Genomic DNA, 14,013 nt, shown 5'->3' on the forward strand with positions numbered 1-14,013 from the left:
CTGTGTATCAACATGGATCTCGTTATGCGTCAAAATTTGATTGGTGAATCACCGGCATTTCTGTCTGTACTCGATAAAGTGTCTCGACTAGCCCCAATAGATAGACCCGTACTGATCATTGGTGAACGGGGAACAGGCAAAGAACTGATTGCTCAGCGATTACACTATTTGTCGCGCCGTTGGGAGCAAAGTTTAGTCTCACTAAACTGCGCAACGCTTAGCGAGGGTCTGATTGATTCTGAGTTATTTGGTCATGAGTCTGGCTCATTTACTGGTGCAAAAGGTCGTCATCATGGCCGATTCGAGCGAGCAGAAGGGGGAACTCTGTTCTTAGATGAATTGGCGACCGCTCCCCTATCCGTTCAAGAAAAACTACTACGAGTTATTGAATACGGACAATATGAACGTGTGGGTGGCCAAAAGTCTCTCAATGCTAATGTTCGATTGGTTTGCGCGACCAATGCTAATCTTCCTAAACTGGCCGAACAAAATTTGTTTCGTGCAGATCTGCTTGATAGGCTCGCCTTTGATGTGATTCACATACCGCCACTAAGACAACGCCAAGAAGACATCCCACTGCTTGCGGAACATTACGCAATTAAAATGTGCCAAGAGTTAGAATTAGAATATTTTGCAGGCTTCTCACCTAACGCTATGAATGAGCTACTTAACTACGCTTGGCCAGGGAATATACGAGAGCTTAAAAATGTCATTGAGCGTGCTATTTATCAGCATAGCGCTGTCGATGAGCCTATAAACACTCTTGTATTTAATCCTTTTGAAAATGCGTGGAGCAATATTGACACTTTTAATGAGCCCACTATTGATGGCGCTATAATAGATGCTAATAATGGCTCTGACGATAAGACTTCAAACGATGATAATCATAACCTCCGCTTGCAACGCAGAATCGATTTTCCGGTTGATTATAAAAAATGGCAAGAGACACAGGATATCGAATTGTTAACCCTTGCATTAAATGAAGCACAATTTAATCAGCGTAAAGCCGCTGAGCTATTAGGCTTGAGCTATCATCAATTAAGAGGCATGGTCAGAAAATATGACCTAATTGGACAAAACGAACAATAACCTCGGGCATTCAACTGTTTTCAGTTGGTTTGAATGAACAAAAAATGGTAAATTGTTGAGATCTTACGGCAAAATATCAGGCTTGATGTTGCCTATTACCTCAATAAAGTTCTTTCTATGAAAGCTTTCTTACGACTTACATTTGGATTCTTTAGCCTAAGCCTATTGATAGGCTGTGGCGATGAGCTCGATCACAACAAAATCAGACAAAGTGGTTTCATCTTTTGTGGGCAAGGCAGCTTACAAACGTTTAACCCCCAATTAGTTGATAGTGGAATTACATCAGAGGCTTTAAGCCCTCAGATATTCGATACACTCGTCGTTCTCGATCCTGATACTCATCAGCCTATTTCAAGCCTCGCATCTAAATGGTCAGTCAATAAATCACGAACTGAGTATACGTTTGATCTCCAAACAAACGTGCAATTTCAGAGCACAAGTTGGTTTACTCCGACGCGTCCTTTAAATGCTCACGATGTCGTATTCAGTTTCCGACGAATAATCGATTCGACTCATCCGTATCACTATGTTGGCAATGGCCAATACCCTTGGTTTACTGGTATCGATTTTCAAAATTTATTGATTGATGTTCAAGCATTGTCATCTCATAAAGTAAAATTCACTTTAAGTCGACCTGACAACACTTTTCTATCTAACATAGCAACAAGTCATGCTGTGATTCACTCGCTTGAGTACGCTACACAGCTCGAGCATAGCGATAATAAACGGCAGCTTGATAGTCTACCTATTGGCTCTGGTCCATTCTTCTTAGATGAATACCAAGTAAATGATCTAGTGCGCCTACGTAGGCACGATAATTATTGGAATGGTCCCGCAAAGCTTGAACAGGTTGTATTTGATATATCTCATAGGGGTACAGGTACGTTTGCCAAGCTTCTTCGTAATGAATGTGATGTACTTAGCTCACCGCTTTCAAGCCAAATCCCAGTGATTGAGCAACAAGAGGAGCTTGTCTTAACCGCAAAGCCAGCAATGAACGTCGCCTATATTGCAGTAAACACTCTCCACCCTGCTTTAAATGATACCCGAGTGCGTAAAGCGCTCAACTTTGCGATCAACCGAAAAAACATTCTGGACTCTGTTTATTATGGAACAGGAAGTCTGGCCTACACGCTACTTCCACCAACATCGTGGGCTTACCAAAAAGACAGTATTCAAGTGCGTTACGACCGTAACTATGCCATTGCACTGTTGCGTGACGCAGGCTATGAATCGGGTCTTGAGCTTACTATGTCAGTGCCTCTTGAAAGTAAGGCGTACAACCCTAGCCCAAGAAAAACGGCTGAGCTTATTCAAGCAAACCTTGCTGATGTTGGCATCACCCTTCGCCTTGTCACTGAAGACCGTTTTAATCGTAATGATGCCTCTGGAAGAAGTAGCATTGACCTTTTCCTCACGGGCTGGTTTGGTGTAACTGGCGATCCAGATAACTTCCTAAGACCACTGCTTTCATGTGACTCTGAGCGCGCAGGGTTAAATATTTCTATGTGGTGTAATGCCGATTTCGACTTCCTGCTTGACCTAGCACTTGAGGTTGATAAACCGCGTTATCGCACTAATTTATACAAACAAGCACAAAATATTTTGAATGAAGAGTTCCCAGTGATACCTCTGGCTCACGGTATGCAATTCCAAGTTCACCATAATTCATTATCCGGTTTAAAATTTAGCCCGTTTAATGTTCCTCCCTTCAATGACGTTGAGAGGTTACGTTAATGTTTTTATATACACTGCGACGCCTTAATCTGTTTTTCATTACATTGATGTTGTTAACCATCATCGGTTTTAGCATAGTACGCCTAGATTCAATGTCTCCTTGGGCACATCTCGATTTTTGGAGTGGTTGGTTGAGTTACCTTGGTGAGTTAATTCAACTCAACTTCGGTCATAATCGAAATGGTATCGCAATCATTGACGAACTCATTATCGTCTTCCCTGCGACATTAGAACTGTGTTTTGTTGCTTTTATCATCTCTATGTTCATTGGTATACCTTTAGGTACTATTGCCGGAATGAGGCAAGGTAAGTGGGTTGATACCGTCATCTCGTTTACTTCAATGACAGGCTATTCAGCACCACTATTTTGGGTCGCCTTATTGCTCATTATGGTTTTCTCACTGCACTATCAAGTTCTGCCAATCTCAGGTCGTTACGATCTACTTTATCAAGTAAACCATGTCACCGGCTTTGCACTGATTGATGCGTTTCTTACTGAGGGGAAATACCGCGCCCACACCGTTCAAAGTGTATTAGAGCACATGATCCTTCCCTGCTTAGTGTTAGCTCTTGCACCGACAACACAAGTTGTCAGCTTAATGAGGACGTCGGTTGCAGAAGTAATGGGTGAAAACTATATCCGTGCAGCTCGAATACGAGGGCTTGCGAACTGGGAAATTATTACTAAACATGTGTTAAGAAATGCTATCCCTCCAATCGTACCTAAAATTGGAGTTCAGCTTTCAAGTATGCTTACCTTAGCCATCATTACTGAATCAATCTTTAACTGGCCCGGTATCGGCCGTTGGCTGCTCGATGCATTGGCCAATCAAGATTACGCCTCAATTCAAGCCGGGGTGATTGTCGTAGCTACACTGGTTTTAACTGCAAATATTGTATCCGACTTGATTGGAGCTATGGTTAACCCATTAGTGAGAAAGGACTGGTATGCTAACAAATAACATTTATCAAGAAGAGCATATCCCAACACAGTTTGAGCGATTCTGGCACAGCTTTCGCTCTAATAGCCTAGCGATGTTTGGCCTATGGTGTTTGGTTCTTATTATTTTGATTACCCTCTTGGCTCCGCTGATCACACCACATGATCCGCAAGCACAATCCGGGCACCTTCTGATTCCGCCATCATGGAACCCAGCAGGCACTGTCGAGTATTTTTTGGGGACAGATGATCTAGGCCGAGATATTCTTTCACGCCTGATTAAAGGTTCACAACTGACGTTCGGTGCTGCAATCATTATAACCGCTATCGCCGCCAGTATTGGTTGTGTGATTGGTATATTGGCCGGAATGACGAGAGGGCTGCTATCAAGCACTCTTAATCATTTGCTTGATACGATCATGTCCATTCCTTCGCTACTGCTAGCTATCATCTTCGTCGCGTTTCTTGGTTTCGGCGAATTTAATATTCTTCTGGCTATTTGTCTTGCTCTAATTCCCCGGTTTATTCGTTCCGTTTACATCGCAGTACACAATGAGATTGAAAAAGATTACATCATGGCTGCTCGTCTTGATGGTGCTAACGACTTTTATCTACTATGGAATTCAATATTGCCAAACATTCTCGTCATCATTGCCACTGAAGTGACCTATGCATTATCAATAGCGATTCTCGATATTACTGCCCTAGGTTTCTTAGGCCTTGGCGCGCAAGCTCCTAGTTCAGAGTGGGGAGCAATACTGGGTGATTCAGTAGAACTCATTTATCTCGCACCATGGACTGTTACCCTACCCGGCCTTGCAATCATGGTGACGGTTATCATTGTTAACCTAGTCGGTGATGGCGTCCGCCAAGCTCTCAATGCGGGGACTGAATAATGCCATTATTAGATATTCGACATCTAACCATTGAGATTAATACCCCACAAGGTTTAGTTAAAGCCGTTGATCGCATGAGCCTTACCTTGAACGAAGGTGAAATACGAGGCTTGGTGGGTGAATCAGGTTCTGGGAAAAGTCTTGTAGCAAAAGCGATTGTTGGCGTGTGTAAGGATAACTGGAACGTTACAGCGGATCGAATGCGCTTTGGTAATATTGACCTTCTTCAATTAACACCAAAAGAAAGGCGAAAGGTAATTGCTCGCGATATCGCGATGATTTTTCAAGAACCCTCTACCTGTCTTGACCCTTCTGAAAAAGTGGGCAACCAATTGACTGAATCCATCCCATCCGATTCATTTTCAGGACGGTGGTGGGAGCGCTTAAAGTGGCGTAAAAAACAAGCGGCAGCCCTGCTACATAAAGTCGGTATCAAAGATCATAAAAGCTTAATGGACAGCTACCCGTACGAGCTTACCGATGGTGAATGTCAAAAAGTGATGATCGCAATGGCGATAGCGACTAAGCCCAAAATCTTGATCGCCGATGAACCAACAAATGATCTCGACCCCATTACTCAATCACAAATATTACGTTTGCTTAGTCGAATGAATCAGGTCAATAACACGACCATTATGCTTGTAGGCCATGACTTAACGACCATCACTCAATGGGCAACACGTATTACTGTTATGTATTGTGGTCAATCTGTAGAGTCTGCCGATACTAAGAAAATACTCTCAGCGCCAAAACACCCTTATACGTCCGCTTTACTTAAAGCGGTCCCCGATTTTAGTGACTGGATCCCTCATAAGCAGAAGCTTCAATCATTACCGGGATCTATTCCTCCATTACAACACCTTCCAATTGGTTGTCGACTTGGCCCACGATGCCCTTACGCGCAAAAGCAATGTGTAAAAATACCGCAGACACGTAGAATTAAGCACCACAAATTTGCTTGCCACTTCCCTCTGAACATGGAGAAAAAGTCATGAGTGCCTTATTAGAAGTTAACGGGCTAAAAAAGGACTTTGTCACCCGTTCAGGTCTATTTAGAAGAAAGGTTCAACAAGCAGTAAAACCGGTTAGCTTCTCGTTAGACGCAGGGCAAACCATTGGATTTATTGGCCAAAATGGCTCCGGAAAGTCTACGCTCGCTCGCATGCTCTCGGGTATGGTCGAACCTACTTCGGGCGATATCCGGGTCAATGGAGAACTGTTAGAACACAAAGATTACTCGACGCGCTGTAAGCTTATACGGATGATCTTCCAAGATCCGAACACCTCTCTAAATCCGAGAATTCAAATTGGCCATATCTTAGAAGGGCCATTAAAGCGTAATACGAGCATGCCGCCAGATGCGCGGATGAAAAGAGTAAAAGAAACATTAAGACGTGTTGGACTGCTTCCTGAGCACGCCTATTTCTACCCTCAAATGCTTGCTACGGGCCAAAAACAACGTGTGTGCTTGGCAAGGGCCCTAATCCTTCAACCATCAATAATCGTTGCTGACGAAGCCCTTAACGGCCTAGATATGGCAATGAGATCGCAGATAATTAATCTGTTCTTGGAGCTGCAAGAGGAGATGGGCGTATCGTTTGTTTATGTATCGCAGCATATTGGCATTGTGAAACACATTACCGATAAAGTGATGGTGATGCATGAGGGAAATGTGGTTGAATCAGGAGACACACAGAAAGTACTTTGTAATCCACAACACCAGATTACTCAGCGCATGATCGAGAGTCACTTTAATAAGGCGCCGTGTTTTAAATAAGCCAACGCCGACAAATTACCAACACCCCATATTTACATATACCTTAATTACGTCTAAATATTAATCATAGACTGATTGAGGTAATTCAAAACTATGCATTTAACCTACATGATGAATAGAACTATCTATTCATCATTTATAGTCGCCTTTCTATGTAGCTATCTTTATTATTTTTCTGAGTGGCTGTTTTTCGTTTCACGACCATCGATGTTCAACTATTTGCCAACTATTGACTCGGTTATCGTTTTGTTTTGCTCGCCTATACTATTGCTATTGTTGCTGCTGCCTTACTATGCACTCCTAACGTTAGGTATCCTCGCGATCAGCCGAACTGCTTTATATCGACGTACCAATTTCATAACAGCTCTATTAAACACAGCTCCAGCACTTATTCTTACAAGCATGTGTTTATTACTAATAGAGAATTTCACATATAACGTACTACATTTTTCCTTATCAACTTTTGATACATTGCTGTCTAAGATGCTTTATCTATCTGTTTATTTCTTGATGTTCTGCTATTTTATTTGGCGGCTCACGCAAGGGTTATCCTCACGAAATGGACCTATTCGGCGACATCGAAAGATGCTATCGCAACTCTCTGCACTACTGTTAGCCATTACAGTTACTGCAATCATTTTCGAAAAAAACACGCCTATTTCTGTTGATATCAAATCTGACAAGACAAATACAATTAGTAGTCAAAAAAACCGCCCTAATATACTCATCTTCAGCTCCGACGGTGTAAATTCAGAACATATGACAATATATGGGAGTGAACGGGATACAACGCCTTTCATGGCAAGTATCGCAAGTGAAACAACTATCTATTTAAACCACCTAACCAATTCATCCAAAACAACTGGTTCTGTTGGGGCCTTACTCAGTGGGAAACACCCAACACGCACACGTGTGTTATTCCGGCCAGACACGTTCTCAGGTCAACATATGTTTCAACATTTCCCCGCGATTTTAAAGTCTATGGGTTATTATAATAGTGATATTAGCCTTAGGCACTATGTTGACCCACAAGACCTAAAGCTCAGAAATGGATTTGATTACGCGAACAGTCGTAAAATCGATAGCTCCCCTCACTGGTTCAATATTTTATTATTGGAATATTGGCCCAATACGTATCTATTTATTGAAGAAACATCGCAACGTTTTTACCAACGTGTATTTCATCTTACAGGTCTAAATAACTTCACGAACCCTCATCGTTTAGTGACTCAGAAGGTAGAGGGCCAGAGCGTCACTTTAGATAGAGAAAGAATGAATCAGCTTGTTGGAATAATTAACTCCTCGCCGCGCCCATTTTTTGCCCATGTTCATCTATTAGGAACTCATGGAGAGCGTTTTGATTATGAGAAACCCATTTTTACTAAAACCAAGCATCAACCAGAACCTTGGATGAATGACCATTATGATAATGCGATTTATCAATGGGATCAGTACGTAAAAGAAGTATATTTATTGCTTAAAAAACGTGGTGAACTTGAAAATACTATTTTAGTTTTCAATAGTGATCATGGATTAGACCGTACGATCAATAAAACCTTACCGTTGGTGATTCGATTTCCAAACCAAAAGCATACTGGTTATGTTTCCCAACCCTCTCAAAGACTTGATATTGCGCCAACTTTGCTATCCTACTTAGGCGTACCTTCCCCTGATTGGATGGATGGTAGTAGCTTATTAAGTCGCGATAACGAATCTTATCCGATATTCATCGTTCGTTCATTGGAGCAGCAACAATTCAGTTCGGGTAATTGGGTTGTCGCTGCCAACATTGAACCTCCATTCTACTCCTTGGGTACAATCTCAGTCGCTTATTGTGGAGAGTTATATTCTCTAGACGTCAATAACATCGAGAGCATTTCAATGAAGAACCAAACAATACATGCTAAAACTAATGCATGCCCTACAGGGGGAATTAACCAAGAGTTAGCCTATAATTTACTTCGGGATCACCTTAACAACATGGGATACGACACATCCCTATTACCTTTAAATTCAGACTTTATAATCGACGTAAACAGTACAACACACGTTCTGAGTGCGGAATAGCACCCTTAGACACAACTTCAAATTTACCTAGTAACGCTTCTTCAAAAGCTGGCTCATTGTAATTAGGAAAGATATCTTCTCTTGTTGCGAGTAGGTGCTGTACTTGCGAGTCATTTTTAGGTACAAATTCAAGTATAAGATAATCAAGAGCCAAGTTATGGAATAGCTCAATAATTCTATTTAAAGGTACATTATTAGTTATGGCTAGATGGTGGATCAAAGCAAGCGCTATAACGACATTAAACTGACCTCTCTGCACAAAGGAAGCTCGCTCTTTATTATGCCAACCAATAGCAGGTGAAGGATTAAATAAGTCTAAGACTAACGGATAAATACCAACTGAGCTTTCCTTCTTCAAGCAAGCATAGTGTTGCTCCACAGCGTTTTCATCCATATCAAATGCCAACACCACCTTACTGTACTTCGCTGCAATTTTACTAAAATTTCCAGAGTTTGCACCAACATCCGCAATCGAACCAATAGGCATAGATAACGACGATAAGGCCGTATCTAACATGCTCTCTTTCGCCTCCATAGCAAGTCTTTCATAGTTGTTATTGTCGTAATAGTGACTCCACTCCGAAGGAGTATTGACACACTTAATGTCATTAATAAATTTGATTAAACTGTCAATTAATGCGCTAAGCTTTCGCTTGGTTATTTTGCTATTACTTTTTGCATTTGAAGCGACTTTAGAACGAGGCTTTAGCGCATAATGTCCTTGAAACCTCGCATGTAAATGTATGTGTGACAGTATATTAAAATTGAACCACGTCCTTTTTGGTAATAGCTGACTTGCTAAGTCTAGTGAGATACCGTCAATAAAGAGTTCACTAAGCCTCCCTAGTCGATGGTCACTCCAACACTTTAAAGTCAACGGGGCAAGAAAATGCTTACAAAATTGCAGATAAGCCCCCCAGGGGCCATTGTTATATTTTTTAAAAGATAGGGTATCGATAAAGACAGGGCGACCTTTATAAAACTGAACATTAAAGGCAGTGGCATCTTTCAATGTAAAACCATATTCTAACGCCAGTTTTTGAATTTCGAGTGTTAAAAGTGCAGCATCTTTCAATTGAGAAAAACTCCACTCATATGGATAACTAATATATGGGATTTGCTCGGGTTTTAATACTTTATAGGTTCCCTTGGGCAATTTGAAGGATAGATCTTCACCCTCAAGCATTAGATCTTGATGATCAACAATATAGCCTTTATCGACTAACTTTTGATGTAAACCACTTGCGATATAATCATCAAATTCCCGTCGAAATTCTTCACTGACTTGCCTATAAATGTCACTGTCATAGCGGAATATAAAACCACTCTTATCACGAAATGAGGCCTCATGCGCTTCGATAATATCCATATAATTCCATTAGTTATATCCCTAACTGTTACTTCACTATAGTTGATAATAAAATTGATGAATGATTAAAGTGGAACTACAGTTAAATTAACATTAACTGTTTGGCAGCCAATATGTCCTTATCAGCCTCGCACGTCTATCGCGCTACAATTCTGGCCACTTTTATTTTTAGTGTGGCAGTGCCATCGCACGCGTACATCGACCCTGGGACCGGAAGTATGATCCTGCAAATAATTATTGCGACAGTCGTTGCCGGTTTAGCTACGGGACGCTACTGGTGGGGAAAATTTCTAAATTTAATTAATGTAAGAAAAACAGATGATGAGCAGAAGGTAAAAAAGGACGGAGATAAGGACTAAAAGCGGTAGGAGTGATTCCCTACCACTTAATACTAACAGCCCGAAGAGTGGCAATATTATTCACTTGGACTCGACGAGCTTTTAATAACTATCGCTTCGCTGCTTGTTTCTTTAGCTCAAAATCAAATTCATCAGGGAAGACGATTACGCCCTCTTCTTTTTCATTTGGGAAAACAACGATCGAAAGCTCATCATCTTCCAGTCCTTGGGTCCAACGGCTATGCCATTTATTAATTGAAATAGCTTCCGCTTTACACTCTTTCCAATCGTCTGTAGCCCAAGCTGTAGCGAACTCTTCATTCGGCCAAACTGGTACGCAGTCGTCTTCTTCCGTGTTAAGCATCACACAGCCATGTTCGTCAGTTAGGATCCATACTTGTCGATTAGAGACGATCTCTTTGATGCAATAGTTAAAACGTTTCTCATCGTTATAGCTGTTGATCGTCGAGATTTGATCTGCACTTAGAGCTGTTGTTGTCATATTTTATTCCTCAGCTTTTTCTACGCTATTTGTTCTAGGTTTTTACACCGAAGTAATAAAAACGCCCACAGACAATGTCTGCGGGCGCTTGAAAAATTCGTTTTGAATTATACTAATTCAGCTTGTAGCCAAGGCCAGCCTTGTTTCTTACGGCTAAGAGTATTTTCCATCATTAGTAAGCCTTCTTTCTCATGCTTCACTAATTTTTCAGCCCACTCACCTTTGTAAAGAAGACGAGTTTGAGCCGTTGTGATGTCAGTCAGCATTACCGCAGCAAATGCTAGCCCATCGTTCTGACAACGCGCTTCAAGATCGGCTTCTAGCGCTTCAATCATGCCATCAACTTGATCTAGAGTTGCTAGTTCAACTTGACCAACAACAACGTCACGACCGTTAAATGGGTAGCCTTTCAGGTCTTTTTCTACTAGTTCAGCAGCAGACAAACCTTCGATGTTTGTTTTTGCGATTAGAAGGTCTTTGATGAATGAATCAACATCTTGTACGTCTGCAATTTCAGCAAGCTCGGCAACTGCATCTCTATCTTTTTGAGTGCATGTTGGAGAAGCAAAACCAACAGTGTCAGAAAGAATTGCCGACATCATTAATTTAGCAATCTGTTGAGAGATTGAATGGCCTTCAATCTTAAACATGTTGAATAGAACTGTGTTTGTACAACCTACAGGCCAGATCCAAGCTTCCATTGGGTTAACGGTCATCACGTCACCTAGACGGTGGTGATCGACAATACCTAAAATCTCAGCGTCTGCAACATCGTCAGGTGCCTGTGCAAGATCAGAGTAGTCTACTAGCCAGATTTTTTCGCCCGCTACAGAAGTACGTAGTTCCGGAGATACTGCATCAGCAACATTTAGAATGTGCTGAGTTTCGCGGTTGATTTCGCCTTGGCGAATTGGCATAGCTTCAAGACCACGAGACTTTAGTAGCTCTGTTGCTACTAGTGCACTACAAATACTATCACTATCTGGGTTCTTATGACCGACAACTAGAATCATCTTTCTTCCTGTACATTTAGTTTATTCACCCTTCAATGGGGCGAGATTGCTCACAAAGGCGTTACTTTACCTGATTTAAAAAATTTGTCATTCCTTAACGCTTCATTCCCCGAGCGATTCTATCTTTGTAACTCGATCTACTTTTCTGTACATTTCATCCCCATCACGAGATTTTTCGTCTAAACTTTGACAAAGAATAGAGGGAATTTCATGCGCAATTGTCTGTTATCTTTTACATTCTTCATCTTATCCCTATCACCGCCCGCCTTAGCTACCGTTCGAGTCATTCATGCGACCCAAGCCACTTGGCCACCTTATGTATTTGATAATCGTAATTCAGGATTGGCAGTAGATATCGTCCAAGCTGCGTACTCAGCACAAAATTACCATGTTGAATTGGAAGTGAAGCCTTGGCTTCGAGCGCTAAAAGAGGTGAATAAGAAGCAAAAAGATGTGCTAATTGCCCTCTGGTGGTCAGACTCTCGCACAGGGTTACTTGCATATAGCGTCCCTTACCTCATGGTTCACTTAAAGTTTATTGTTCTTAAAGAAAATGCTTTTAATTACAGCGACTTTTCTTCACTCACTGGTATGAAAATAGGCGTTATTGAAGACCATGGTTATGGTAGTAAATTCAATCAATCCACCTATTTTGATAGGCTCGTCGAGCCTGATTTAGAAACCAACATTCGTAAACTTAAAGCAAAACGTATCGACGCTATTTTGGCTGATGAAAGAGCATTTAATTATACAATTCGAAAGCTAGGTTTAAAAAACAACGACTTTCATTTCGTACATCGTAGCTTGATGATCAAACCTATTCACTTAGCGATCAGTGAAAACCACCCGAATAAAGACAAATTGTTGGTTCAGTTTATGATTGGGTTACACACTATTAAAGAAAATGGCATGTATGACCGCTTATTAGAAAAGTATCGTTAGCATTAACCAAGCACTTTTCTGGTAACGAACTAAAAAACAGATGCACCACTATTGATAATGATTCTCATTTGCATATAATAAGAATCATTATCAATTGCGGATCTTAGTCATGAATACATTCAATCTTACGAGCAACTTTCCGTCCTGGCTCTCTTTTACCCAGTTTCGTCTTACATATAAACGCTTAATTCTGCCCATTGCGTTACTTGCTCTATTAGCATCAGAAACAACACGTGAAATTACCGTTTCAACACTATCCGATGCTTTCTGGGCAGTGTCCTGTTACGTTGCATTTACTCTCGCAATTTATCATTACTTATCAAGTTACATGGGTAAAAACAGTGCGCTCGTAAAACTCTACACGCGCTCTAGAACACATCAAGTTTTCTTTGCATCACTTCTAGGCGCATTACCGGGTTGCGGCGGAGCAATCGTAGTCACAACGCAGTTCATTAGTGGACGAGTTGGGTTTGGTGCCATTGTCGCCGTTTTAACATCAACAATGGGCGACGCTGCGTTTCTTTTGCTAGCAAGCAAACCAGACGTTGGATTAAGCGTTGTCGTTCTTGGCATTGCTGTAGGCTGCATTTCAGGTTGGGTCGTTAATCAATTCCATGCCGATGACTTCTTAAGACCTAAGACCTCTCCTAAAAAAATCGACAGTGAGTGCGCTCGTAAAGCGACTCAAGAAGCCTCAACAGACAATTCATTTGAAAAGAAAGCGATCAATCTACAAGGCATCTTTTGGAAAGTCTTACTGGTTCCGGCAACGATTATCGCAGCGCTTGGCTCATTTCAAGTCGATATAAACCAACTATTTACACTACCCGAAGCCACAATCGAGTGGTTAGGAACCGGATTCGTCATTCTCAGCATGTTTTTATGGTCTTTAACCAAAGAATTAAAAGACTACCAGTCGACGGTATCTGAGGATCAGAAGTTTTCAGGGTCTCATCCAATTCAAAAAGCGGCGCAAGATACTAACTTTGTCACCGCGTGGGTAATCGTTGCATTTCTACTATTCGAACTGACGACCTTTTTCGCCCAAATCGATATTTCTCAAATGGTATCGGGTTGGGGTGTATGGATGCCACTTGTAGGACTGGCCGTTGGGATTCTCCCCGGGTGTGGTCCTCAAATACTCATCACTAGCTTGTATATCTCTGGTGCCGTACCTTTATCAACACAGCTAGCAAATTCAATATCAAACGATGGCGATGCGTTATTTCCAGCAATAGCATTAGCACCCAAAGCAGCACTGGTTGCAACACTCTATTCTGTTATACCTGCTTTCTTTGTCGGCTATGGGTACTACTTTCTATTTGAATAAAATGGAATTTTTA

The 14,013-nt window shown here is 41.5% G+C and carries 13 protein-coding genes; 10 read left to right on the forward strand and 3 right to left on the reverse strand.

Annotation, left to right across the window (positions count from 1 at the left end; translation table 11 throughout):
* Positions 1–24 precede the first annotated feature (24 nt).
* From pspF to L4D20_RS14440, 7 genes are all read left to right on the forward strand, one after another.
* Positions 25–1,089, forward strand: a complete 1,065-nt coding sequence (gene pspF, locus L4D20_RS14410; RefSeq protein WP_428802301.1) for a phage shock protein operon transcriptional activator — start codon at positions 25–27, stop codon at positions 1,087–1,089.
* A gap of 117 nt (positions 1,090–1,206) precedes the next feature.
* On the forward strand, positions 1,207–2,826 hold the full coding sequence (locus L4D20_RS14415) for an ABC transporter substrate-binding protein (RefSeq protein ID WP_428802302.1): 1,620 nt from the start codon (positions 1,207–1,209) through the stop codon (positions 2,824–2,826).
* On the forward strand, positions 2,826–3,788 hold the full coding sequence (locus L4D20_RS14420; RefSeq protein ID WP_428802303.1) for an ABC transporter permease: 963 nt from the start codon (positions 2,826–2,828) through the stop codon (positions 3,786–3,788). Before L4D20_RS14415 ends, L4D20_RS14420 begins: the two co-directional genes overlap by 1 nt.
* Positions 3,775–4,662, forward strand: coding sequence for a putrescine export ABC transporter permease SapC (gene sapC / locus L4D20_RS14425; RefSeq protein ID WP_428802304.1), 888 nt, complete (start codon positions 3,775–3,777; stop codon positions 4,660–4,662). The genes L4D20_RS14420 and sapC overlap by 14 nt, the downstream gene beginning before the upstream one ends.
* Positions 4,662–5,657, forward strand: a complete 996-nt coding sequence (locus L4D20_RS14430) for a peptide ABC transporter ATP-binding protein (RefSeq protein WP_428802305.1) — start codon at positions 4,662–4,664, stop codon at positions 5,655–5,657. Before sapC ends, L4D20_RS14430 begins: the two co-directional genes overlap by 1 nt.
* Positions 5,654–6,439: a peptide ABC transporter ATP-binding protein gene (locus tag L4D20_RS14435; RefSeq protein WP_428802306.1), complete on the forward strand. Its 786-nt coding sequence runs from the start codon at positions 5,654–5,656 to the stop codon at positions 6,437–6,439. Before L4D20_RS14430 ends, L4D20_RS14435 begins: the two co-directional genes overlap by 4 nt.
* A 585-nt stretch (positions 6,440–7,024) precedes the next feature.
* Complete coding sequence (locus L4D20_RS14440) at positions 7,025–8,506, forward strand: sulfatase-like hydrolase/transferase (RefSeq protein ID WP_428802307.1); 1,482 nt, start codon at positions 7,025–7,027, stop codon at positions 8,504–8,506.
* On the opposite strand, the gene L4D20_RS14445 is transcribed toward L4D20_RS14440, so the two are convergent.
* The gene (locus L4D20_RS14445; protein WP_428802308.1) at positions 8,460–9,875 is read right to left on the reverse strand and encodes a class I SAM-dependent methyltransferase; all 1,416 of its coding nucleotides are present in this window, start codon (positions 9,873–9,875) and stop codon (positions 8,460–8,462) included. The two genes, L4D20_RS14440 and L4D20_RS14445, sit on opposite strands and share 47 nt — an antisense overlap.
* Positions 9,876–10,093: 218 nt before the next feature.
* On the opposite strand from L4D20_RS14445, the gene L4D20_RS14450 reads away from it, so the two are divergent.
* Positions 10,094–10,234: a hypothetical protein gene (locus L4D20_RS14450; RefSeq protein ID WP_428802309.1), complete on the forward strand. Its 141-nt coding sequence runs from the start codon at positions 10,094–10,096 to the stop codon at positions 10,232–10,234.
* 88 nt (positions 10,235–10,322) lie between these two features.
* Here L4D20_RS14450 and L4D20_RS14455 read toward each other — a convergent pair whose 3' ends face one another.
* Positions 10,323–10,715, reverse strand: coding sequence for a DUF2750 domain-containing protein (locus L4D20_RS14455; protein WP_428802310.1), 393 nt, complete (start codon positions 10,713–10,715; stop codon positions 10,323–10,325).
* A gap of 107 nt (positions 10,716–10,822) precedes the next feature.
* Positions 10,823–11,728 (reverse strand): manganese-dependent inorganic pyrophosphatase, encoded by a 906-nt coding sequence (locus L4D20_RS14460; RefSeq protein WP_428802311.1) that lies wholly within the window; start codon positions 11,726–11,728, stop codon positions 10,823–10,825.
* A 210-nt stretch (positions 11,729–11,938) separates the two neighbouring features.
* Here L4D20_RS14460 and L4D20_RS14465 point away from each other — a divergent pair, with 210 nt between their 5' ends.
* Together L4D20_RS14465 and L4D20_RS14470 are read left to right on the forward strand one after the other, a co-directional pair.
* On the forward strand, positions 11,939–12,670 hold the full coding sequence (locus tag L4D20_RS14465; RefSeq protein WP_428802312.1) for a transporter substrate-binding domain-containing protein: 732 nt from the start codon (positions 11,939–11,941) through the stop codon (positions 12,668–12,670).
* Between the two features lie 109 nt (positions 12,671–12,779).
* Positions 12,780–14,000, forward strand: coding sequence for a putative manganese transporter (locus tag L4D20_RS14470; RefSeq protein ID WP_428802313.1), 1,221 nt, complete (start codon positions 12,780–12,782; stop codon positions 13,998–14,000).
* The last annotated feature ends 13 nt before the right edge of the window (positions 14,001–14,013 follow it).

This window comes from Vibrio kyushuensis (genome assembly GCF_050337325.1).
Taxonomy (GTDB): Bacteria; Pseudomonadota; Gammaproteobacteria; order Enterobacterales; family Vibrionaceae; genus Vibrio; species Vibrio kyushuensis.

Coding starts and splice junctions, on each gene's coding strand:
- pspF (WP_428802301.1), top strand. CDS start 25: ATGCGTCAAAATTTGATTGGTGAATCACCGGCATTTCTGTCTGTACTC.
- L4D20_RS14415 (WP_428802302.1), top strand. CDS start 1,207: ATGAAAGCTTTCTTACGACTTACATTTGGATTCTTTAGCCTAAGCCTA.
- L4D20_RS14420 (WP_428802303.1), top strand. CDS start 2,826: ATGTTTTTATATACACTGCGACGCCTTAATCTGTTTTTCATTACATTG.
- sapC (WP_428802304.1), top strand. CDS start 3,775: ATGCTAACAAATAACATTTATCAAGAAGAGCATATCCCAACACAGTTT.
- L4D20_RS14430 (WP_428802305.1), top strand. CDS start 4,662: ATGCCATTATTAGATATTCGACATCTAACCATTGAGATTAATACCCCA.
- L4D20_RS14435 (WP_428802306.1), top strand. CDS start 5,654: ATGAGTGCCTTATTAGAAGTTAACGGGCTAAAAAAGGACTTTGTCACC.
- L4D20_RS14440 (WP_428802307.1), top strand. CDS start 7,025: ATGCTATCGCAACTCTCTGCACTACTGTTAGCCATTACAGTTACTGCA.
- L4D20_RS14445 (WP_428802308.1), bottom strand. CDS start 9,875: ATGGATATTATCGAAGCGCATGAGGCCTCATTTCGTGATAAGAGTGGT.
- L4D20_RS14450 (WP_428802309.1), top strand. CDS start 10,094: ATGATCCTGCAAATAATTATTGCGACAGTCGTTGCCGGTTTAGCTACG.
- L4D20_RS14455 (WP_428802310.1), bottom strand. CDS start 10,715: ATGACAACAACAGCTCTAAGTGCAGATCAAATCTCGACGATCAACAGC.
- L4D20_RS14460 (WP_428802311.1), bottom strand. CDS start 11,728: ATGATTCTAGTTGTCGGTCATAAGAACCCAGATAGTGATAGTATTTGT.
- L4D20_RS14465 (WP_428802312.1), top strand. CDS start 11,939: ATGCGCAATTGTCTGTTATCTTTTACATTCTTCATCTTATCCCTATCA.
- L4D20_RS14470 (WP_428802313.1), top strand. CDS start 12,780: ATGAATACATTCAATCTTACGAGCAACTTTCCGTCCTGGCTCTCTTTT.